The sequence below is a fragment of the Pseudomonas bohemica genome (genome assembly GCF_002934685.1).
Classification (GTDB): Bacteria; Pseudomonadota; Gammaproteobacteria; order Pseudomonadales; family Pseudomonadaceae; genus Aquipseudomonas; species Aquipseudomonas bohemica.
Map to the genome: position 1 here is coordinate 30,024 of NZ_NKHL01000121.1, position 22,398 is coordinate 52,421.

Consider the following 22,398-nt stretch of genomic DNA (forward strand, 5'->3'; position numbering starts at 1 on the left):
AGAAAGCTTACTCGTGGTTAACCGCTACACCCTTCAAATAGGGCGCAGGCTCAGCGCCCATGTTCTCCAGCAACTTGGCGCTGTACCAGTCGATGAAGTTGACCACACCGAACTCATAGGTTTTCGAGTACGGGCCTGGCTGATAGGCGACGGAGTTGATGCCGCGCTGGTTTTCCTCGGCCAAGCGACGGTCCTGGTCGTTGGTTGCGTCCCAGACTTCACGCAGGCGCGCGACGTCGTAGTCCACGCCTTCAACGGCGTCCTTGTGCACCAGCCACTTGGTGGTGACCACGGTTTCCTGAGCGCTGATCGGCCACACGGTGAACACGATGACGTGGTCGCCCATGCAGTGGTTCCAGGCGTGCGGCAGGTGCAGGATGCGCATCGAACCCAGGTCCGGGTTCTTGATGCGGCCCATCAGTTTGCTGCTGCCCTGTTTGCCGTCCATGGTCATGGAGACGGTGCCTTTGAGCAGCGGCATGCGCACGATGCGGTTGCGCAGGCCGAAGCTGGCGTGGGCAAACGGGATCTTCTCGGCTTCCCAGGCAGCAGCGGAGGCGGCGACGTGGTCCTTGAACGCCTGGTCGGCGCGTGGGTCGGTGACATCGTCCCATTCCAGCAGGGTATTCAGCAGCTCAGGGTGCGAGCCGTTGCAGTGGTAGCACTCTCGGTTGTTTTCCAGCACCAGCTTCCAGTTGGCTTTTTCCACCAGGGTGGTTTGCACCGCCACCTTGGTGTTCTCCATGTCGTACGGTTCCATGTAGTGATTCAGCGTCTGCAGGAACTCGTCGATCGCTGGAGGATTGGCCGCCAGGCTGATGAAGATGTAGCCGCCAGCCACCTTGCAGTTCACCGGCTTGAGGCTGAATTGCTTCATGTCGAAGTCGGCGCCCATTTCGGTGCCTGCATAGAGCAGGCGGCCGTCAAGCTCGTAGGTCCACTGGTGGTACGGGCAGACCAGTTTGGCGACCTTGCCTTTTTCCTTGGTGCACAGGCGCGAACCACGGTGGCGGCAGACGTTATGGAAGGCGTTGATCGAACCATCCGGGGCGCGTACGACCAGGATCGGGTTCTTGCCGATCTGCAGGGTCAGGAAGTTGCCTTTGGCCGGAATCTCGCAGGTCATGCCCGCGATCAGCCACTCTTTTTGAAAGATTTCCTGCATGTCGATTTCAAACAGCCGCTCATCGCTATAGAAAGGCTGCGGCAGCGAGTAGGTACGCTCGCGGTTCTGCAGCATTTCAGCGGTGGCCTTGCGTGCGGGTTCCAGCGGATCGCCCAGGCTCAGAGTTGCGGTGACGTCCATCTTTCAAGTCCTCAGACCGTGTTCTCGTCGATCTACGAATGTGGCCAATACGGTTGTGTAGAGTGGTTTTGCAGGCAAGGCGACGGTGGATTCTGTCGCTCGTCCTTATGGTTGAGAAATCTGTATTCGATTGACGGCGAGTGTGTAGCCGGGCGCGACGCGAACCTTATCCATGGGCGACATGGCCGAATCCGTTTCCGACTACGTAACCCCTATAGACCGGGGCTGGTCGCCATAAGTATGTGAATGTCGCTGATAGGTAAATAGGCGGCTCGTGCGTTACGCAGAATCGCCACCATAAGAGGCCGACAGTCGGCCGTGGAGAGTAAGCATGTCCCAGAGTTTCCTGAGCCCCGTTAACACGCAGACCTGGGCCAATGGCCGCCACCTGGTGCGGGTCGTCAAAGTGATCCAGGAAACCTGGGACGTGCGCACCTTTTGCTTCATGGCCGACCAGCCGATCCTGTTCTTTTTCAAGCCCGGTCAGTTCGTCACCCTGGAGCTGGAAATCGAAGGTGTACCGGTCATGCGCTCGTACACCATTTCCAGCGCGCCGTCGGTGCCGTACAGCTTTTCGATCACCATCAAGCGCGTACCGGGCGGCAAGGTGTCTAACTGGCTGCACGACACCTTGCATGAAGGTCAGGAGCTGGCGGTGCACGGGCCGGTCGGGCTGTTCAACGCCATCGACTTCCCGAATCCGAAAATCCTCTATCTGAGCGGCGGCGTCGGCATCACGCCGGTTATGTCGATGGCGCGCTGGTACTACGACACCAACGCCAACGTCGACATGGTGTTCGTCCACAGCTCACGGTCCCCCAAAGACATCATCTATCACCGCGAGCTGGAGCAGATGGCGTCGCGCATTAACAACTTCTCGCTGCACATCGTCTGTGAGAAGCACGGCCTGGGCGAGCCTTGGGCCGGATATCGTGGCTATTTGAATCAGAAGATGCTGGAGCTGATGGCGCCGGACTTCATGGAGCGCGAAGTCTTCTGCTGCGGCCCGACGCCGTATATGAACGCCGTCAAACGCCTGCTGGAAGCCAACGGTTTCAATATGGCGCAGTATCACGAAGAGTCGTTCGGTGCGACGCCGCCGGAAGCCAGGGCTGACGCCGTAGAGCAGGCCGAACAGGCGGCAGACGCCCCGCAAGTCGATGCTGCCGAACTGCATCAGGTCGAATTCACCGACACCGGCAAGAGCATCCGTGTGGCGCCGGGCGAAACCGTCCACGCTGCCGCCGCCAAACTCGGCCTGATGATTCCCAAGGCGTGCGGTATGGGTATCTGCGGAACGTGCAAGGTGATGAAGCTAAGTGGCGAAGTGGAGATGGAGCACAACGGCGGGATTACCGATGACGACGTGGAAGAGGGCTACATCCTGTCGTGCTGCAGCGTGCCGAAGGGTGATGTGCGGATCGAGTATTGATCGATCCATCGCTTAATAATTGCTGGCGGATTGAGATGTGAAATCCGCCAACCTTCGTGTTGGAGCGACCTTGCCTGCTATAGCACTGTGTCGGCCACCATCTGAGGCATTTGACACGCCGCCATCGCGGGCAAGCGCGCTCCTACAGTTGATCGTTCAAGTCAGAGCCTGAAACGCCCTACCATCCCATTCAAATCAACCGCCAGACGCGACAGCTCGTTGCTCGCCGCGCTGGTCTGATTGGCCCCGGTTGCCGATTGGGTCGACAGGTCGCGGATATTGACCAGATTGCGATCCACCTCGCGGGCCACTTGAGCCTGTTCTTCGGCAGCACTGGCGATCACCAGGTTGCGCTCGTTGATTTCGACCACCGCGCTGTTAATGGTATCCAGCGCAACGCCGGCGCCTTTGGCGATGTTCAGCGTCGATTCGGCGCGTTCGGTGCTGCTGCGCATGGAGTTGACCGCCTGTTCGGTGCCGCCCTGAATGCTGCCGATCATGCGCTCGATTTCGCTGGTCGATTGTTGCGTGCGATGAGCCAGGGCGCGCACTTCGTCGGCGACCACCGCAAAGCCACGACCGGCTTGACCTGCACGCGCCGCTTCAATGGCCGCGTTCAGGGCAAGCAGGTTGGTCTGGTCGGCCAGGCCGCGAATCACGTCCAGCACCTTGCCAATATCGCGGGACTCGTCGGCCAGATTGCCAATTAACGTGGCAGTGCCTTGCACGTCGTTGCTCATGCGTTCGATGGCGCTGACGGTTTCCTGCACCAGATCGCGGCCGTCGCTGGCCGAGTTTGTCGCGTTCTTCGAGGCTTCGGACGTGCTCACCGCATTGCGCGCCACTTCTTCCACCGCGCTGGTCATCTCGTTGACAGCCGTGGCGGCCTGTTCGATTTCATCGTTCTGCTGCGACAGGCCACGGGCGCTTTCGTCGGTGACCGCATTGAGTTCCTCTGCCGCCGAGGCCAGCTGAGTTGCCGAGCCGGAAATGCGTTGCAGCGTGTCGCGCAGCTTTGACTGCATCTTGAGCATGGCGGCCAGCAGCCGGCCGGCCTCGTCAGTACCGTCAACATGGATGGTGCGCGTCAGGTCGCCCTCGGCGATTTCCTCCGCCGCGTTCAAAGCCGAAGCAATGGGTCGGGTGATGCTGTTGGTCAAGAGCCAGGCGAACAGCAGGGTCAATACCGTGGCGATGATCAGAAGGGTGACTACCATTGTGATGGCAGTCGAATACTGGTCCGATGCCTCTTTTTTGGAGTCGTTGAGCTGTTGAGTGTTGGTCTCCACCAGTTTGGCCAGCACCACGTTCATCTGGTCCGAGTTGGTCTGTAAGTCGTTATTGAGCAGGACAGTCAGCTCGTCCATTTTGTTGGCATTGTTCAAGGACTTCATGCGGTCCTCAAGCTGGCGGTAGTCAGCGAGAAGCTTTACGTATTGGTCGTACGCGGCCTGCTCCTCAGGAGCGGAAATCAGTTTGACGTAGATCGCCCGGGCTTCCTCGATCTGCCGGTTGCGCATGGCCAGCAGCTCAATGGTCTTCTGCTGCGTTTCGGCTTCGCGGTTTAGCATCAGCCGATACGACAGCACGCGCAGGCGAATGCTCGCTTCGGTCAACTTATCCAGCGCCTTGATGCTAGGCATGCTGTTGGTGGCCATGGCCTCTGTCGCGTCGTTGATCTTGCTCATTTGCGTCAGAGCGAAGATACCAAGCGCCAGCATCAGCAAGCCGATGATGGAAAAACCGAGGAAGGCGCGAGGCGCGATATTGATATTGCGTAGGGACATGACGGTTCCTGGGAAAGCCGCGATCCATGCGAGACAAGGGGAGTAATGACAGCGATGCATGACGTATCGGTAGTCTCTGCCAAGACTTGAACGCTCTGGATCATTGCTGTGCGCTTATGTCGCAGGGACCCGATCTGACGAACAGCAGGAACAAGACCGGGAAAACGCAGTCAATCAGGTCCGTTATGCGTTTGCGCAATTGAAGTAGTACAAGTGCTTGTCTGTTCGGTGTAGTGGCGTGAAAGCCCTGATTTCACTGGTAGCTGGAGTGACTTTTCTTTATCGTACGCGCCCTTTGAAATTTGCCTGGAAAATCAAAATGTTGGAAGCATCCCTAAGCCAGTTGGAAAAGCTCGTCGGTGACTTGGTGCAGCACAATCAGGAGCTGCAGAACACGAACGCGAAGCTCGGCGAAGAACTCAAGCAAGCCAGGGATGAGAACGATAGTTTGCAGCTGAGCCTGCTGGAGCAGGAAGAGAAGCAGGGCGCTACCGCTGCGCGGATCCAGGCACTGGTCGATCGTGCCACCAGCGTCAGCGCGGTCGACGCATGACCAGCGACCGCGACACCACAAAGGTCATTTCCATTCTCGGCAACGACTATACGATCAAGGCGCCTGAAGGCCAGGAGCAGACCTTGATGGATGCCGTGGTCATGCTCAAGTCTGCATTGTCCGAGACCAAACGCAGCTACCCGACCCTGATCGGCGACCGCTTGCTGGTCCTGGCGGCACTGAATCTGTGCTCCAGGCAGATCGAACTCAAACAGCAGCACGCCGAAGAGCTGAGCCGTTATGAGGACAAAGTCAGTGCGACGGTCGAGGTGATTGAGAAGGTGATTGCGCAGGGGTGATGCCTGCGTGCGGACGATTGCAGGCACGCGCTTGCCCGCGAAAAACGATGACCGGTGGGCTGTACAACTGTGTCGTTTTTATCGCGGGCAAGCGCGTTGCTACATGGACGCTGTTACGCCTGCCTTAGGCCGTCATCACCAGCCTGATATCCGCCGCAAGCTCGCGCACGCGGGTCTCTTCGGTGTCCCACGAGCACATGAAGCGTGCGCCGCCGCTGCCGATGAAGGTGTAGAAGCGCCAGCCCCTGGCGGTGAGTGCCGCGATGGCGGCTTCCGACAGCTGCAGGAACACGCCGTTGGCCTGTACCGGAAACATCAGTTCTACGCCAGGAATGTCCTTCACCAGTTCGGCCAGCAACTGCGCGCAGCTGTTGGCATGACGGGCGTGTTTGAGCCAGGCGTCATTCTCCAACAGGCCGACCCACGGCGCTGACAGAAAGCGCATTTTCGACGCCAGTTGCCCCGCCTGTTTGCAGCGATAGTCGAAGTCTTCAGCCAGTTTGTGGTTGAAGAACAGAATCGCCTCTCCCACCGCCATGCCGTTCTTGGTGCCGCCAAAGCAGAGCACGTCGATGCCGGCTTTCCAGGTCAGTTGCGCGGGCGTGCAACCCAGATAGGCACAAGCGTTGGCGAAACGCGCGCCGTCCATGTGCAGGTTCAGGCCCAACTCCTTGCAGGTGTCGCTGATGGCTTTCAGCTCTTCAGGCAGGTAAACGCTACCGACTTCGGTGGCCTGGGTCAGGGTGACGACGCGGGGTTTGGGATAGTGGATGTCCGCGCGCTTGAGCGCTACTTCGCGGATCGATTGCGGCGTCAGTTTGCCGTTCTCGCTGCGGGCGGTCAGCAGTTTCGAGCCGTTGGAGAAAAACTCCGGCGCGCCGCATTCGTCGGTTTCGACGTGGGCAGTTTCCGAACAGATGACGCTGTGATAACTCTGGCAAAGCGACGACAGCGCCAATGAGTTGGCTGCGGTGCCGTTGAAGGCGAAAAACACTTCGCAATCAGTTTCGAACAGCAGGCGGAATTGATCGGCCGCGCGCGCTGTCCATTGGTCGTCCCCATAGGCGCGTTGATGCCCGTGGTTGGCTTGTTCCATGGCCGCCCAGGCTTCCGGGCAGATCCCCGAATAGTTGTCGCTGGCAAACTGCTGGCTTTGGTCTGACATGGCCGGTTCCCTGTAATCGAAGGCTGCGACTGTAACCAGATTTCGATGTTTTGGTCATGCATTCTTGCGTCACAAATTTCAGTCAAATAGCGAAGTGAGATGAGCGAAACCCATTCAATCGAACGACGCGTGCGAGATCGCGCGCTGGACCTGCTCAAGTGGCTGGCGATGCTGAGCATGGTGCTCGATCACCTGCGTTACGTCGGCTGGCATGTCGATTGGCTGTACGTGCCGGGGCGGCTGGCGTTCGCCTGGTTTTGCCTGGCGATTGCGGTGAATGTCGGGCGGGAGGCGGCTCGGGGCAGTCAGCCCGGCCTGAATGGGAAATATCTGGCGTGGCTGGCGGTGTTTTCGATTGTGGCGCAGTTTCCCTATCGCCTGTATATGGCCGATGAAGTCACGACACTGAATGTGCTGCCGACGCTGACGTTGGGCTTGCTGGTGGCGCAAGGGGTGCTCATTCGGTCATGGCCGACGCGGATCATGGGCGTGCTGGCACTGGGCGTCGGTGTCGCTTTCGGCCAACAATTGATGTTCGGCGCCTATGGCGTGCTGCTGCCGACCGCTTGCCTGCTGGTGTTGCGCAGATCGCTGTGGCTGGCAGTGCTGCCGGGCGTGGTGTGTCTGTTGAGCAACGAGTGGCCGAAGATCATCGACGGCATGCGGTGGGGCGACCCGGTTTCGATTGGCGCGCTGATCGCGTGTCTGCTCGGGCCATGGCTGGGACTGGTGTTATTGCGCTGTAAGCCGCCATTCGGCGTCTGGCCGATGCGGCGCTGGGCATATTTAATTTATCCGGGACATTTTTTGCTGCTGTTGGGGCTGCGCATTTTGTTGGATTGATTTCTTCGTAAGGCCATCACGGATTACACGGTCAACCGTTGACCTGTGGGAGCGAGCTTGCTCACGAAGAGGCCGGTACAGCCATAATATTTTTAGCGTTTGAGACTCAGCATTCGCGAGCAAGCTCGCTCCCACAGAGGATTCGGGATGAGGCGGAAATCGGTATAGACAAACCGTCATCGCCCCGATTATCTTCCGCACCAGGCCACCGCAGTGGCCAGCGTCGCTCGGACGGTTCCGGGCGCTTACGTCTTCTAGAGGCCACCATGGCAGACCAAGGTTCGCCGCGCCGTTTCGCGCGCATCGATCGACTCCCCCCTTACGTGTTCAACATCACCGCCGAGCTGAAGATGGCCGCTCGTCGTCGTGGTGAAGACATCATCGACCTGAGCATGGGCAACCCTGATGGGGCAACGCCGCCGCATATCGTCGAAAAACTGGTCACCGTCGCCCAACGTGAAGACACTCACGGCTACTCGACGTCGCGTGGCATTCCGCGTCTGCGTCGGGCGATTTCCAGCTGGTACAAAAAACGCTACGAGGTCGACATCGATCCCGAAAGCGAAGCCATCGTCACCATCGGTTCCAAAGAGGGCCTGGCGCACCTGATGCTCGCCACCCTCGATCAGGGCGACACAGTGTTGGTGCCGAACCCCAGCTATCCGATCCACATCTACGGCGCCGTCATCGCTGGCGCGCAGGTGCGCTCCGTGCCGCTGGTGCCGGGCGTGGATTTCTTCGCCGAGCTGGAAAAAGCCATTCGCGGCTCGATCCCCAAGCCGAAGATGATGATCCTGGGCTTCCCGTCCAACCCGACGGCGCAGTGTGTGGAGCTGGACTTTTTCGAGCGCGTGGTCGCGCTGGCCAAACAGTACGACGTGCTGGTGGTTCACGACCTTGCCTACGCCGACATCGTCTACGACGGCTGGAAAGCCCCGTCGATCATGCAGGTCCCTGGTGCCAAGGACATCGCGGTGGAGTTTTTCACCCTGTCCAAGAGCTACAACATGGCAGGCTGGCGGATCGGCTTCATGGTTGGTAACCCGGAACTGGTCAATGCGCTCGCGCGGATCAAGAGCTACCACGACTACGGCACCTTCACCCCGCTGCAAGTGGCGGCCATCGCGGCGCTGGAAGGTGATCAGCAGTGCGTGCTCGACATCGCCGAGCAGTACCGTCAACGCCGCAATGTGTTGGTAAAAGGCCTGCACGAACTGGGCTGGATGGTGGAAAACCCGAAAGCGTCGATGTACGTCTGGGCCAAGATTCCCGAAGCCTACGCACATATGGGCTCGCTGGAGTTCGCCAAGAAGCTGTTGCTCGAGGCCAAGGTCTGCGTCTCGCCGGGTGTCGGTTTTGGTGAATACGGCGACGACCATGTGCGTTTCGCGCTGATCGAGAATCAGGACCGGATCCGTCAGGCGGTGCGCGGTATTCGCGGAATGTTCCGGGCCGACGGGCTGCTGCCTGCCAAATCGGTCTGATTGCGACATCCGCTCCCTGAAAATCCCCCGGCCCACAACTGGGGGATTTTCGTTTTCAGGATCTGCCCCCTGCATCAGGCACTCCGCTGACCTGTAGGGGAGAGCTTGCTCGCGAAAGAGGCGGTACGTCCCGCATATCTCTAGCGCCCCGCCCTCGGCCTTCGCGAGCAAGCTCGCTCCCACAGAGTATGGGTTATGGCCAATATTGTTGGTTGCTGCGGATCGCCAACCTCTCGCCCTGATCTCTCCGCGCCAACCCATGTCGTAAACGCGCCTTTGTGTGGCGTGCGTAGGCATCTGGGCAGTCTGCGTCGGCCATACCATCGCTTCCAAAGGGCAGTCCACAAGCCCTATCGATCATTCAGGCGCCGCGCCGCCGCTGGGAGAACCGCGATGTTCAGCAAGCAAGACCAAATCCAGGGTTATGACGACGCACTGTTGGCAGCGATGAGTGCCGAGGAACAGCGTCAGGAAGATCACATCGAGCTGATCGCCTCGGAGAACTACACCAGCAAGCGCGTGATGCAGGCTCAGGGCAGCGGCCTGACCAATAAATACGCCGAAGGCTATCCGGGCAAGCGCTACTACGGTGGCTGCGAGCACGTGGACAAGGTTGAGCAATTGGCCATCGACCGCGCCAAACAGCTGTTCGGCGCCGATTACGCCAACGTCCAGCCACATTCCGGTTCTTCGGCCAACAGCGCCGTTTACCTGGCCCTGCTGCAAGCGGGCGACACTATTCTGGGCATGAGTCTGGCCCATGGCGGTCACCTGACCCACGGCGCCAAGGTGTCGTCATCGGGCAAGCTGTACAACGCGGTTCAATACGGCATCGACACCACCACCGGCCTGATCGATTACGACGAAGTCGAGCGTCTGGCCGTCGAGCACAAACCGAAAATGATCGTTGCCGGTTTCTCGGCCTACTCCAAGACCCTGGACTTCCCGCGCTTCCGCCAGATCGCTGACAAGGTCGGTGCGCTGCTGTTCGTCGACATGGCCCACGTCGCCGGACTGGTCGCCGCTGGCCTGTACCCGAACCCGCTGCCGTACGCCGATGTGGTCACCACCACCACCCACAAGACCCTGCGCGGCCCGCGTGGCGGCCTGATCCTGGCCAAGTCCAACGAAGAGATCGAGAAAAAACTCAACTCCGCCGTGTTCCCCGGTGCTCAGGGCGGCCCGCTGATGCACGTTATCGCCGGCAAGGCGGTGTGCTTCAAGGAAGCGATGGAGCCAGGCTTCAAAACCTACCAACAGCAAGTGATCGACAACGCGCAGGCCATGGCGCAGGTGTTCATCGATCGCGGTTACGACGTAGTGTCCGGCGGCACGGACAACCACCTGTTCCTCGTCAGCCTGATCCGTCAGGGCCTGACCGGTAAGGACGCCGACGCCGCGCTGGGTCGCTCACACATCACCGTCAACAAGAACGCCGTTCCCAACGATCCACAATCGCCGTTCGTGACTTCGGGCCTGCGCATCGGCACCCCGGCGGTCACCACTCGCGGTTTCAAAGTCACTCAATGCGTCACGCTGGCAGGCTGGATCTGCGACATCCTCGACAACCTCGGCGATGCCGATGTCGAGGCCAATGTCGCCGGTCAGGTCGCCGCGCTGTGCGCCGATTTCCCGGTTTACCGCTGAGTCAGGAGTCGCACCATGCAGCATTACTCAGGCTTCGGCCTCTTCAAACACTCCCTCAGCCACCACGAAAACTGGCAGCGCATGTGGCGCACGCCGACCCCGAAAAAAGTCTACGACGTGGTCATCGTCGGCGGCGGCGGGCATGGCTTGGCAACGGCCTACTACCTGGCCAAGGAACATGGCATCACCAATGTGGCTGTGGTCGAGAAGGGCTGGCTGGGCGGCGGCAACACCGCTCGTAACACGACCATTGTGCGTTCCAACTACCTGTGGGACGAGTCCGCGCATCTGTACGAGCACGCGATGAAGCTGTGGGAAGGTCTGTCTCAGGACCTGAACTACAACGTGATGTTCTCCCAGCGCGGCGTCTACAACCTGTGCCACACCCTGCAGGATATGCGTGACTCCGAGCGCCGTGTCAGCGCCAACCGTTTGAACGGTGTGGACGGCGAACTGCTCAATGGCAAGCAAGTGGCCGAAGAGATTCCGTACCTGGACTGCTCGAAGAACACCCGCTACCCGATCATCGGCGCGACTGTGCAACGTCGCGGTGGTGTTGCGCGTCACGACGCCGTGGCCTGGGGCTTTGCCCGCGCCGCCGACGCCTTGGGCGTGGACCTGATTCAACAGACCGAAGTGACAGGATTCCGCAAGGAAAACGGCGTGTGCATCGGCGTCGAAACCAGCAAGGGCTTCATCGGTGCCAAGCGCGTTGGCGTGGTCACCGCCGGTAACTCCGGCCATATGGCCAAGCTCGCCGGTTTCCGTCTGCCGGTCGAATCCCATCCGCTGCAAGCACTGGTGTCCGAGCCAATCAAACCCATCATCGACAGCGTGATCATGTCCAACGCGGTACACGGTTATATCAGCCAGTCCGACAAGGGCGACCTGGTGATCGGCGCCGGAATCGACGGCTGGGTTGGCTACGGTCAGCGCGGTTCGTACCCGGTGATCGAGCACACCATCCAGGCCATCGTCGAGATGTTCCCGGTGCTGTCTCGCGTGCGCATGAACCGCCAGTGGGGCGGCATCGTCGACACCACGCCGGATGCCTGCCCGATCATTTCCAAAACGCCTGTGCCGAACATGTTCTTCAACTGCGGTTGGGGCACCGGCGGCTTCAAGGCGACTCCAGGCTCGGGCAACGTGTTTGCCGCAAGCCTGGCCAAGGGTGAAATGCACCCGCTGGCCAAACCTTTCTCAATCGACCGTTTTCACAACGGCGCATTGATCGATGAACATGGCGCTGCGGCTGTCGCGCACTAACCGCTCACAGGAGAAACTCCGATGCTGCACATCTTCTGTCCTCACTGTGGCGAACTGCGCTCCGAAGAGGAATTCCACGCGTCCGGCCAGGCACATATCCCGCGTCCGCTGGACCCGGCCGCCTGCACCGACGCCGAATGGGGCGACTACATGTTCTTCCGCGACAACCCGCGCGGCCTGCACCACGAACTGTGGATTCACGCAGCCGGTTGCCGTCAGTACTTCAACGCCACGCGTGACACCATGACTTACGAAATTCTCGAGACCTATCTGATTGGCACCAAACCTCAGTTTGTTAACCAGGTTCCCGCTATCAGAAAGGGAGATCAGGCATGAGCCAGACCAATCGCCTGCCCAACGGCGGCCGCATCGACCGCAGCAAGGTCCTGAACTTCAGCTTCAACGGTCAGACTTACCAAGGCTTTGAAGGCGACACCCTGGCCGCGGCCCTGTTGGCCAACGGCGTCGACATCATCGGCCGCAGCTTCAAATATTCGCGTCCTCGCGGCATTTTCGCAGCGGGCTGCGAAGAGCCCAACGCGGTACTGCAGATCGGTGCCACCGAAGCCACGCAGATCCCGAACGTGCGCGCCACGCAACAGGCCCTGTACGCAGGCCTGGTCGCCACCAGCACCAATGGCTGGCCGAGCGTGAACACCGACATGATGGGGATTCTCGGCAAGGTCGGCGGCAAGCTGATGCCGCCGGGCTTCTACTACAAAACCTTCATGTATCCGCAATCGTTCTGGATGACTTACGAGAAATACATTCGTAAGGCTGCTGGTCTGGGTCGTTCGCCGACTGAAAACGATCCGGATACCTACGACAACATGAACCAGCATTGCGACGTGCTGGTGGTCGGTGCGGGTCCTGCCGGCCTGGCGGCGGCTCTGGCGGCGGCGCGCAGTGGTGCTCGGGTGATCATCGCCGACGAACAGGAAGAATTCGGCGGCAGTCTGCTGGACTCCCGCGAAAGCCTCGACGGCAAGCCAGCGGCGGAGTGGGTTGCCACTGTTGTTGCTGAATTGAAAGGCCTGGCCAACGTGACCCTGCTGCCACGCGCCACGGTCAACGGCTATCACGACCACAACTTCCTGACCATTCACGAGCGCCTGACCGATCACCTCGGCGACCGCGCGCCCATCGGCCAGGTCCGTCAGCGCCTGCACCGCGTTCGCGCCAAGCGCGTGGTGCTGGCGACCGGTACTCATGAACGCCCATTGGTCTACGGCAACAACGACGTGCCCGGCAACATGCTGGCCGGCGCCGTTTCGACGTATGTCCGCCGTTATGGCGTAGCGCCGGGCAAGAAACTGGTGTTGTCGACCAACAACGATTACGCCTACCGCGTTGCGCTGGACTGGCTCGACGCCGGTCTGCAAGTGGTCGCGGTAGCCGATGCGCGCCACAACCCTCGTGGTGCGCTGGTGGAAGAAGCGCGCGCCAAAGGCATTCGTATTCTGACGGGCAGCGCTGTGATCGAAGCCCGTGGCAGCAAGCGTGTCAGCGGTGCTCGCGTCGCAGCCATCGAAGTCAAATCGCACAAGGTCACCAGCCCCGGCGAATGGCTGGACTGCGACTTGGTCGCCAGCTCCGGCGGTTACAGCCCGATCGTTCACCTGGCCTCGCACTTGGGCGGCAAGCCGGTCTGGCGTGAAGACATCCTCGGTTTCGTACCGGGTGAAGCGCCGCAGAAACGCGTGTGCGTGGGTGGCGTGAACGGCGTCTACGCGCTCGCAGATTCGCTGGCTGACGGTTTCGAAGGTGGCGTGCGCGCTGCGAGCGAAGCCGGCTTCCAACCGGTGGAAGCTGTGATGCCCAAAGCGCTGAGCCGCGTTGAAGAGCCGACGCTGGCGCTGTTTCAGGTGCCGCATGAAAAATCCACCACACGTGCGCCGAAGCAGTTCGTCGACCTGCAAAACGACGTCACTGCCGCTGGCATCGAACTGGCAACCCGTGAAGGCTTCGAGTCGGTCGAACACGTCAAGCGCTATACCGCGCTGGGCTTCGGCACCGATCAGGGCAAGCTGGGCAACGTCAACGGTCTGGCCATCGCGGCCCGTTCGCTGAACGTCTCGATCCCGGAAATGGGCACCACCATGTTCCGCCCCAACTACACGCCGGTGACCTTCGGCGCGGTCGCCGGTCGTCACTGTGGCCACATCTTCGAGCCTGTGCGCTTCACCGCGTTGCACGCCTGGCACGTCAAGAACGGCGCCGAATTCGAAGATGTCGGCCAGTGGAAACGTCCGTGGTACTTCCCGAAAGCCGGTGAAGACATCCATGCTGCCGTGCGTCGCGAATGCAAGGCCGTGCGTGACAGCGTCGGCCTGCTGGACGCCTCGACCCTCGGCAAGATCGACATCCAGGGCCCGGATGCGCGCGAGTTCCTGAACCGCATCTATACCAACGCCTGGACCAAGCTCGACGTGGGTAAAGCGCGCTACGGCCTGATGTGCAAGGAAGACGGCATGGTTTTCGACGATGGCGTAACCGCCTGTGTCGCCGACAACCATTTCATCATGACCACCACCACAGGCGGCGCCGCGCGTGTTCTGCAATGGCTGGAAATCTATCAGCAGACCGAATGGCCAGACCTGAAGGTGTATTTCACCTCGGTCACCGACCATTACGCGACCCTGACCCTGTCCGGTCCGAACAGCCGCAAGCTGCTCGGCGAAGTGACTGACATCGACCTGGACCGTGAAGCCTTCCCGTTCATGACCTGGAAAGAAGGTCTGGTCGGCGGCGTTCCGGCTCGCGTGTTCCGGATTTCCTTCACCGGCGAGCTTTCCTACGAGGTGAACATTCAGGCCGACTACGCGATGGGTGTGTTGGAAAAAATCGCCGAGGCCGGCAAGAAGTACAACCTGACCCCGTACGGCACCGAGACCATGCACGTCCTGCGGGCCGAGAAGGGCTTCATCATCGTTGGCCAGGATACCGATGGCTCGATGACCCCGGACGACCTGAACATGGGCTGGTGTGTCGGCCGCACCAAGCCGTTTTCGTGGATCGGCCAGCGTGGCATGAATCGAGAGGACTGCGTGCGTGAAGACCGCAAGCAACTGGTGGGCCTCAAGCCAGTCGATCCGAACAAATGGCTGCCGGAAGGCGCGCAGCTTGTGCTGGATGCGAAACAGTCGATTCCGATGACGATGGTCGGCCACGTGACGTCGAGCTACGCAGCGAACTCGCTGGGTTATTCGTTCGCCATGGGCGTGGTCAAGGGCGGTCTGAAGCGCATGGGCGAGCGAGTGTTCTCCCCGCAGGCGGATGGCTCGGTGATCGAGGCAGAGATTGTGTCTTCGGTGTTCTTCGATCCGAAGGGTGAGCGGCAGAACGTGGAGTGATAGGCGGGCGCGGTGTGTCTGATGCACCGCGTTGCCTTATCGATTCGCGGGCAGGCTCGCTCCCACAGTAAACCGCCTACGCCTGTGGGAGTGAGCTTGCTTACGAAGAGGCCGTCCGAAACGCTGAAAATGTCGCATCGACCGGTACAACAGAATTCAAAACAGGTGCTCTATGACCACAGCCAACGTTTATCAACAGCGGCCAACGACCGACGTCAAAGCCGAGTCGCCACTGTTTCACGCCGACCTGAATAGCCTGGTCGGCAAAGGCTGCACCAACCCGGGTGTGGTGCTGCGCGAGAAAAAACTGCTGGGCCACCTGACCATTCGTGGCAACGGCCATGATCCGGCTTTCGCGGCAGGCGTCCACAACGCGTTGGGCATGGAACTACCCGGCGCGCTGGCGCTGGTGTCCAAGGGTGACAGCTCGATCCAGTGGCTGGGCCCGGATGAGTGGCTGCTGATCGTGCCGACCGGCGAGGAATTCGCCGTCGAGCAGAAATTGCGCGAAGCGCTGGACGGTCAGCACATCGCGATCGTCAACGTCAGCGGCGGCCAGTCGCTGCTGGAACTGACCGGCCCCAACGTACGCGACGTGCTGATGAAATCCACCAGTTACGACGTGCACCCGAGCAACTTCCCGGTGGGCAAGGCCGTTGGCACTGTGTTCGCCAAGTCGCAACTGGTAATCCGCCGTACTGGCGAAGAAACCTGGGAACTGGTCATCCGGCGCAGCTTCGCCGATTACTGGTGGTTGTGGCTGCAGGATGCGAGCGCCGAGTATGGATTGGGTATCGCCGCTTGATCCTGTAGGAGCGCGCTTGCCCGCGATTGCAGTGTGTCAGTCAACATTTTCGTCTCAGACATACCGATTCGCGGGCAAGCGCGCCCCTGCGAAACTTCTTCAGATGCACCCACAGGAGCAACACCCATGAGCCGCGCCCCCGATACCTGGATTCTGACCGCCGACTGCCCCAGCGTACTGGGTACGGTGGACGCGGTGACGCGCTATCTGTTCGAGCAGGGTTGCTATGTCACCGAGCACCATTCGTTCGATGACCGGCTGTCCAGCCGCTTTTTCATTCGCGTCGAATTTCGCCAGCCCGATGGTTTCGACGAAGCGTCGTTCCGCGCAGGTCTCGCCGAGCGCGGCCAAGCCTTTGGCATGGTCTTCGAGCTGACAGCGCCAAACTACAGACCAAAAGTCGTGATCATGGTCTCCAAGGCCGATCATTGCCTGAACGATCTGCTCTACCGTCAGCGCATCAACCAACTGTCGATGGACGTGGTCGCCGTGGTCTCCAACCACCCCGATCTCGAACCCTTGGCGCGCTGGCACGACATTCCCTACTACCATTTCCCTCTCGACCCCAACGACAAGCCTTCCCAGGAAGCCAAGGTCTGGCAGGTGATCGAAGAGTCCGGCGCCGAGCTGGTGGTACTTGCCCGTTACATGCAGGTGCTGTCACCAGAGCTGTGCCGCAAGCTCGATGGCAAGGCGATCAACATTCACCACTCGCTGCTGCCGGGCTTCAAGGGTGCCAAGCCGTATCACCAGGCCTACAACAAGGGCGTCAAGCTGGTCGGCGCTACGGCGCATTACATCAACAACGATCTGGACGAAGGTCCGATCATCGCTCAGGGCGTCGAGGCGGTGGATCATAGCCACTACCCCGAGGACCTGATCGCCAAGGGTCGCGACATCGAAGGGCTGACCCTGGCCCGCGCGGTGGGTTATCACATTGAACGGCGCGTGTTTCTCAACGCCAATCGCACGGTGGTGCTGTGATCTGTAGGCGCGTGGGGGAACGCCCAGTCCTCGCCCGCGATGAGCGATGACGCCATCTGCCTGAACGCCGCGGCATCTGTATCGCGGGCCAGCGCGCTCCTACAGCGGAACGCGCTGAATTTTTAACCGAAACAACCAGGGCAATCAGAGCGTTGCCGCAACACCCAAGCAACGCATAACTCCGCTACACGGCTGTATCCATAACAACAAACAGCGAGGTGAAAGCATGTCTGGTAATCGTGGTGTGGTGTATCTCGGCGCAGGTAAGGTCGAAGTACAGAAGATCGACTATCCCAAAATGCAGGACCCGCGCGGGAAGAAGATCGAGCACGGTGTCATCCTGCGCGTGGTATCCACCAACATATGTGGCTCCGACCAACACATGGTGCGTGGTCGCACCACTGCGCAGGTTGGCCTGGTGCTTGGTCACGAGATCACCGGTGAAGTGATCGAGAAGGGCAGCGACGTCGAAAACCTGCAAATCGGCGATCTGGTGTCGGTGCCTTTTAACGTTGCGTGCGGCCGCTGCCGGTCCTGCAAGGAACAACACACCGGCGTCTGCCTGACCGTCAACCCGGCCCGCGCCGGTGGTGCTTACGGCTACGTCGACATGGGCGACTGGACCGGTGGCCAGGCCGAATACGTGCTGGTGCCGTATGCCGATTTCAACCTGCTCAAGCTGTCTGGTCGCGACAAGGCGATGGAGAAGATTCGCGACCTGACCTGCCTCTCCGACATTCTGCCGACCGGCTACCACGGCGCGGTGACTGCCGGTGTCGGTCCGGGCAGCTCGGTGTACATCGCCGGTGCCGGTCCGGTCGGTCTGGCGGCGGCCGCTTCGGCGCGTCTGCTGGGCGCTGCCGTGGTCATCGTCGGGGACGTCAACCCGGTGCGTCTGGCCCACGCCAAGGCTCAGGGTTTCGAAATCGCCGACCTGTCCAAAGACACCCCGCTACACGAACAGATCGCCGCATTGCTGGGCGAACCTGAAGTGGACTGCGCCGTTGACGCCGTAGGCTTCGAAGCTCGTGGCCATGGTCACGCGGGCGCCAAGGCCGAAGCCCCGGCCACCGTGCTCAACTCCTTGATGGGCGTGGTACGCGTCGCGGGCAAGATCGGTATCCCCGGCCTGTACGTCACCGAAGACCCGGGCGCTGTGGATGCTGCCGCAAAAATCGGTAGCTTAAGCATTCGCTTTGGCCTGGGCTGGGCGAAATCCCACAGCTTCCATACCGGCCAGACCCCGGTCATGAAGTACAACCGCCAACTGATGCAGGCCATCATGTGGGACCGCATCAACATCGCCGAAGTGGTCGGCGTGCAAGTCATCAGCCTCGACGACGCGCCGCGCGGTTACGGTGAATTCGACGCAGGCGTTCCGAAGAAATTCGTGATCGACCCGCACAAGCTGTTCAGCGCGGCCTAGGCTGACGGGCGCCAAAAAAGGGTGACCTCGGTCGCCCTTTTTATTTCTCCTGAATCAGCTTCAGATAAGTTTGCGAGAGGGGATCGCCTGTGCCGCTGATCGCCTTGCCGACGTAGGTGCAAACGATTTTCTCACGCTCATTTTCTATTGTTTCAGGCCTGAGTTCGTATCTGGCCTCCAGATAGCTGTCGTTACTGCCCAACGTCTCGCCGTGCCAATCCTTGCCGGATTCCCCTGGGGCTTTGTACTCATAGCCCCTGTTGTAGGGCGCGGCCAGAAGTGGGTTGGCGGGGTTCAGCTTTAGCGCCTTGATATCGGTCACCTTCGGACAAGCGCAAAGATCTGCAGCCGTACAGGCCTGACTGGCCAGCGAAAGGGCGAGTAGTGCGGCGCAAGCGTGTCCGTTTCGCATGGGTACTCCTTTACCTTGGCCTGCGTAACGAGGCCCCATATTGCACGTGCGCCATACGCCTGCCTACTGTCACAAATGACAGTTTTAGAGCCGATTCGTAATGGCAACAATCGCGATTGGTTATGTCGAGGTTTGAATACGCTGAAAGCGGTGATCCGTTTCGAGACCGCCTTTTTTCGGGGGCCGCGTAGGTGCTTACGCTGGCCGGTGTCAGGGATTTCCGAGAATGGTTATGGAATATTTGATTTCCGTTCCAGCTTGTTTCTAGAGGCGTTTCCACGTGCTATTTGTCCGCCCGGTTTTTTCAGGGCGCGGGTGGTACATGTTTATTGGAGCGATTAAAGCTGGCTTGCTGGCGGGTGTCGGGATCGGTTTGACCGCTATGCCCACGGTATTGGCGCATGGGCAGGCGCAGCCGCAGACGCCACGCTGGATCAGCTCCACGGTTTTCTTCGAAAACGCCAATGCGTGTAAATGGGCTGGCATCCGCGCGCGTGTTTGTGAGTCGGGCTACCGTTCGGCGTATCGACAGCATGTTCGAATCGCGCCGGCCTATCGCGAGCAGGCCGACTGTGAAGCCGATTTCATTCCGGGCGAGTGCTTCGTCAGCGGTGCCTCTCAGTTGTGGACGCCGTGGCTTTCGGGCTTTTCCTTGATCACCCATGCGCGGCTGCCGCCCTGCGCGTTGCACGCTCAACGCGAGCCTCGCACGCCGATGGCAAGTCTGAACAAATCATGGGCGCAGCAACTCCAGGAAGTACGCCATTCACCTGACGCTGCGGCTCAAGTGCGCTTTTTCAGCGAGCCGCTGTATTGGGAGCGTGATCATCAGGGTGGCTTTCACCTGACCACGCTGCGGGAAAAGCTGCGTAATGGTGAACGGTTTGCCAACGCGTTCAGCAAACGGCCGCCGGTCACGCCAGGGTCTCCGCTGTGGACCCGGCAACTGGCAAGAATCTTCGAGCCGCAACGCCTGGTTGACGTCGCCATTCCCTGATCTGGCCTATGGCGACGCTAATTGCCCTTTATAAGATTGGGCGGGCCGGTTTGCCTGATGGCGAGCCACTTTTCGGTTCCAGGTTGATGGCGTAATCGGCGGCGAGCTCACTGTGTGACTCATGGTGCGTGCAGGGGCTACGTCGTGGCGGATCGAGTGGATGCAACGACCCTGCAGATATTTCGCAGCCCTGGCAGGAGCAGCGCGTTTGAACTTCCAATCGGGCAGTGGTCCAACGCGCAGTTTAAAGTTTTACAAGTTCTGCCCCGGCCGAGGCCGGTTCTCTTGCAAGTGAGGTGGGTTCAATGAAGGTTTCAATGAAAAACGCACGCGGTGCTGCATTGGCCGCGCTGATGGCGCTGGCGGCAACCCCGGTCTTCGCTTTCAATCTGAACGATGCGGCGAACGCCGTTTCCAACGCCACCGGTGGCCAGCAGAAAGCCACTGCAGCGCCTGAAGCCGCCGGCCTGCTCAACACACTCGGCACCCAGTTGAACGTCACCCCGCAACAAGCCGTCGGCGGTACCGGCGCGCTGTTGGGCCTGGCGAAGAACAAAATCTCCGGCAACGACTACTCACAATTGAGCAAATCCGTGCCAGGTCTGGATCAGCTGTCCGGCACCTCCGCGCTCGGCAGCCTGGGCGGCGTGCTTGGCAACTCTGGTAGCAACAACTCGGCGGTCAACAACGCCCTGGGCAACGTGCAGAGCATGGGCGACGTGAACAAAGCCTTCAGCGCGCTGGGCATGGACAGCGGCATGGTGGATCAGTTTGTTCCGGTGATCCTGCAATACCTCGGGCAGCAAGGCGCGAGCGGTTCGGCATTGTCGGCGCTGAGTGGGGTTTGGGGAGCGAAGTGATTTCAACCTCACCGCACTCTCTGTAAGAACCGTCGCAGGTTACGACGGCCCCGAAGCCACGGATCTGTGGGAGTGAACTTGCTCGCGAAGACTGACGCTCAGGCGCTTGAGTTGCAGTGGCTATCCTGGCCCTTCGTGAGCAAGCTCCACTTCCACGGCCGCTCCGCCGTCTTCAACTCTTCGGCTCATCCGCCCGCAACACCTCAATGCGCGCATTCTTCTCGACCCACAGCCGATTCACCCAGTCCTGCACATACACCCGAAACACAGGGTCGTTTTCGTAGTCGCCTTGCCACAGTGCGGGATCGAGGTCGCGGGTCTGGATGTCGATGATCACCTTGGGTACCTGGCCTGAAATCAGGTCCCAGAAGCCGGGAATCCGTTCGCTCGGGTAGACCACGGTCACGTCCAGCACAGCGTCCAGTTGCTCGCCCATCGCCGCCAGCACGAATGCGACGCCGCCGGCCTTGGGTTTGAGCAGGTAACGGTAAGGTGATGTTTGCTCGGCGTGTTTGGCAGCGGTGAAACGGGTTCCTTCGAGGTAATTCACCACGGTCACTGGCTGGCGCTTGAACAGTTCGCACGCCTCTTTGGTGATCTCCAGGTCCTTGCCCTTGAGTTCCGGGTTCTTCGCCAGAAACGCCTTGGTGTAGCGCTTCATGAATGGGTAGTCGAGCGCCCACCACGCCAGGCCCAGAAACGGCACCCAGATCAGTTCTTTTTTAAGGAAGAATTTGAAGAACGGCGTGCGGCGATTCAGCGCCTGCACCAGTGCCGGGATATCGACCCAGGATTGATGGTTGCTGATCACCAGATAAGACGTATCGCCACGCAGGCCTTCATGGCCGCTGATTTCCCAGCGTGTCGGGATACACAGCCTGAAGATCAACTTGTTGATCTCGATCCAGGTTTCGGCGATCCACATCACGGCCCACGAGCAGCGATCGCGCATCTCGCTCTGGAACACCAGCTTGAGTAGCGCGAAGACCATCAGCGGCCCGAACAGCACCAGTGTATTGAGCAGAAGCAGCAGCGTGACGGCGATTCCGGTGAACAGGTGACGCATAAATCACTCATGTCGAGGGCCGGGCGGGCAATGATAAGCAGCTCGGTCGAAGTAGCCAAATCCGGCGGTCGCCGACAAATGTTTCACTCGGCGACCTGTAGCGTGACGTTCTTCTTTGGTAAGCGAACGATGCGCAAAGTTGCGGTCTAAAATCGGGCCCATGCGACGCCCCATTCATTGCGAGGAACCTGTTACGTGAAATCCCTTATGGCGCTTCTGTCTTTGCTGGCGTTGCCTGTCATGGCCGCCGAACCGACGTTGTATGGTCGCTACGAGTACATTCAGGTCTCCGAGTTCGGCGAGACCTTCAAGGCCAAAATGGACACCGGCGCGCTCACTGCTTCGCTTTCGGCCAAGGATGTCGAGCTGTTCAAGCGTGATGGCGATGACTGGGTACGCTTCCGTCTGGCGACCAAAGACGCTGATAACAAGGTCTATGAACACAAGGTTTCGCGTATCAGCCGCATCAAGGGCCGCTCCGACGGCGAGGATGAAGACGAGCCAGTAGACCCGACCAAACGGCCGGTCGTGGACCTGGAGCTGTGCCTGGGTGACGTCAAGCGCACTGTCGAGGTCAACCTGGTCGACCGCAGCCACTTCAACTATCCGCTGCTGATAGGCGCCAAAGCCTTGCGCGAATTCGGTGCTGCGGTGAACCCGGCACGTCGTTACACCGCCGACAAACCCGAGTGCTGATTGACGTGCCGGCCTGA

General features: G+C 60.1%; 19 protein-coding genes and 2 pseudogenes. 15 read left to right on the forward strand and 6 right to left on the reverse strand.

Going from position 1 to position 22,398, the window contains the following annotated elements; genetic code table 11:
- Positions 1-7: 7 nt before the first annotated feature.
- Positions 8-1,306, reverse strand: coding sequence for a glycine-betaine demethylase subunit GbcA (gbcA, locus tag CE491_RS27695; RefSeq protein ID WP_110951511.1), 1,299 nt, complete (start codon positions 1,304-1,306; stop codon positions 8-10).
- Positions 1,307-1,637: 331 nt separating this feature from the next.
- Here gbcA and gbcB point away from each other — a divergent pair, with 331 nt between their 5' ends.
- Positions 1,638-2,738 carry a glycine-betaine demethylase subunit GbcB gene (gene gbcB / locus CE491_RS27705; protein WP_110951512.1) on the forward strand — a complete coding sequence of 367 codons (1,101 nt, stop codon included), beginning with the start codon at positions 1,638-1,640 and terminating at the stop codon, positions 2,736-2,738.
- 161 nt (positions 2,739-2,899) lie between these two features.
- Here the strand turns inward: gbcB and CE491_RS27710 are convergent.
- Positions 2,900-3,985 (reverse strand): annotated as a pseudogene (locus CE491_RS27710) (methyl-accepting chemotaxis protein); the annotation flags it as partial.
- Positions 3,986-4,030: 45 nt separating this feature from the next.
- Positions 4,031-4,585, reverse strand: a pseudogene (locus CE491_RS31420) (MCP four helix bundle domain-containing protein); the annotation flags it as partial.
- 259 nt (positions 4,586-4,844) lie between these two features.
- On the opposite strand from CE491_RS31420, the gene CE491_RS27715 reads away from it, so the two are divergent.
- Both CE491_RS27715 and CE491_RS27720 read left to right on the forward strand, forming a co-directional pair.
- Positions 4,845-5,078: a hypothetical protein gene (locus tag CE491_RS27715; RefSeq protein ID WP_110951938.1), complete on the forward strand. Its 234-nt coding sequence runs from the start codon at positions 4,845-4,847 to the stop codon at positions 5,076-5,078.
- Positions 5,075-5,377, forward strand: coding sequence for a cell division protein ZapA (locus tag CE491_RS27720; protein WP_110951514.1), 303 nt, complete (start codon positions 5,075-5,077; stop codon positions 5,375-5,377). The genes CE491_RS27715 and CE491_RS27720 overlap by 4 nt, the downstream gene beginning before the upstream one ends.
- A gap of 124 nt (positions 5,378-5,501) precedes the next feature.
- Here the strand turns inward: CE491_RS27720 and CE491_RS27725 are convergent, their stop codons facing one another.
- A complete protein-coding gene (locus CE491_RS27725) occupies positions 5,502-6,542 on the reverse strand; it encodes a threonine aldolase family protein (RefSeq protein ID WP_110951515.1) in 1,041 nt (346 codons plus the stop codon).
- A gap of 99 nt (positions 6,543-6,641) precedes the next feature.
- Between CE491_RS27725 and CE491_RS27730 the strand changes: the two genes are divergently transcribed.
- The 9 genes from CE491_RS27730 (at position 6,642) to fdhA (ending at position 18,350) form a co-directional block, all read left to right on the forward strand.
- Entirely contained in the window at positions 6,642-7,385 is a 744-nt protein-coding gene (locus CE491_RS27730) for a TraX family protein (RefSeq protein ID WP_110951516.1), read from the forward strand.
- Positions 7,386-7,651: 266 nt separating this feature from the next.
- A complete protein-coding gene (gene alaC / locus CE491_RS27740; RefSeq protein WP_110951518.1) occupies positions 7,652-8,869 on the forward strand; it encodes an alanine transaminase in 1,218 nt (405 codons plus the stop codon).
- A 393-nt stretch (positions 8,870-9,262) separates the two neighbouring features.
- On the forward strand, positions 9,263-10,516 hold the full coding sequence (gene glyA / locus CE491_RS27745) for a serine hydroxymethyltransferase (protein WP_110951519.1): 1,254 nt from the start codon (positions 9,263-9,265) through the stop codon (positions 10,514-10,516).
- Between the two features lie 15 nt (positions 10,517-10,531).
- Positions 10,532-11,782 carry a sarcosine oxidase subunit beta family protein gene (locus CE491_RS27750; protein ID WP_110951520.1) on the forward strand — a complete coding sequence of 417 codons (1,251 nt, stop codon included), beginning with the start codon at positions 10,532-10,534 and terminating at the stop codon, positions 11,780-11,782.
- Positions 11,783-11,803: 21 nt separating this feature from the next.
- Complete coding sequence (locus tag CE491_RS27755; RefSeq protein WP_110951521.1) at positions 11,804-12,118, forward strand: sarcosine oxidase subunit delta; 315 nt, start codon at positions 11,804-11,806, stop codon at positions 12,116-12,118.
- Positions 12,115-15,135 carry a sarcosine oxidase subunit alpha gene (locus CE491_RS27760; protein ID WP_110951522.1) on the forward strand — a complete coding sequence of 1,007 codons (3,021 nt, stop codon included), beginning with the start codon at positions 12,115-12,117 and terminating at the stop codon, positions 15,133-15,135. The genes CE491_RS27755 and CE491_RS27760 overlap by 4 nt, the downstream gene beginning before the upstream one ends.
- Positions 15,136-15,307: 172 nt before the next feature.
- Complete coding sequence (locus CE491_RS27765) at positions 15,308-15,940, forward strand: sarcosine oxidase subunit gamma (RefSeq protein WP_110951523.1); 633 nt, start codon at positions 15,308-15,310, stop codon at positions 15,938-15,940.
- Positions 15,941-16,066: 126 nt separating this feature from the next.
- Positions 16,067-16,924: a formyltetrahydrofolate deformylase gene (purU, locus tag CE491_RS27770; protein WP_110951524.1), complete on the forward strand. Its 858-nt coding sequence runs from the start codon at positions 16,067-16,069 to the stop codon at positions 16,922-16,924.
- Positions 16,925-17,150: 226 nt separating this feature from the next.
- On the forward strand, positions 17,151-18,350 hold the full coding sequence (gene fdhA / locus CE491_RS27775; RefSeq protein ID WP_110951525.1) for a formaldehyde dehydrogenase, glutathione-independent: 1,200 nt from the start codon (positions 17,151-17,153) through the stop codon (positions 18,348-18,350).
- Between the two features lie 40 nt (positions 18,351-18,390).
- On the opposite strand, the gene CE491_RS27780 is transcribed toward fdhA, so the two are convergent.
- Positions 18,391-18,762, reverse strand: coding sequence for a hypothetical protein (locus CE491_RS27780; protein ID WP_110951526.1), 372 nt, complete (start codon positions 18,760-18,762; stop codon positions 18,391-18,393).
- Between the two features lie 322 nt (positions 18,763-19,084).
- Here CE491_RS27780 and CE491_RS27785 point away from each other — a divergent pair, with 322 nt between their 5' ends.
- Both CE491_RS27785 and CE491_RS27790 read left to right on the forward strand, forming a co-directional pair.
- The gene (locus CE491_RS27785; RefSeq protein WP_110951527.1) at positions 19,085-19,759 is read left to right on the forward strand and encodes a DUF1190 domain-containing protein; all 675 of its coding nucleotides are present in this window, start codon (positions 19,085-19,087) and stop codon (positions 19,757-19,759) included.
- 317 nt (positions 19,760-20,076) lie between these two features.
- Positions 20,077-20,619, forward strand: a complete 543-nt coding sequence (locus tag CE491_RS27790) for a DUF2780 domain-containing protein (protein ID WP_110951528.1) — start codon at positions 20,077-20,079, stop codon at positions 20,617-20,619.
- Between the two features lie 172 nt (positions 20,620-20,791).
- On the opposite strand, the gene CE491_RS27795 is transcribed toward CE491_RS27790, so the two are convergent.
- A complete protein-coding gene (locus CE491_RS27795) occupies positions 20,792-21,685 on the reverse strand; it encodes an acyltransferase (RefSeq protein WP_110951529.1) in 894 nt (297 codons plus the stop codon).
- Positions 21,686-21,880: 195 nt separating this feature from the next.
- Between CE491_RS27795 and rloA2 the strand changes: the two genes are divergently transcribed.
- Positions 21,881-22,381 (forward strand): retropepsin-like aspartic peptidase RloA2, encoded by a 501-nt coding sequence (rloA2, locus tag CE491_RS27800; protein WP_110951530.1) that lies wholly within the window; start codon positions 21,881-21,883, stop codon positions 22,379-22,381.
- Positions 22,382-22,398: the final 17 nt, after the last annotated feature.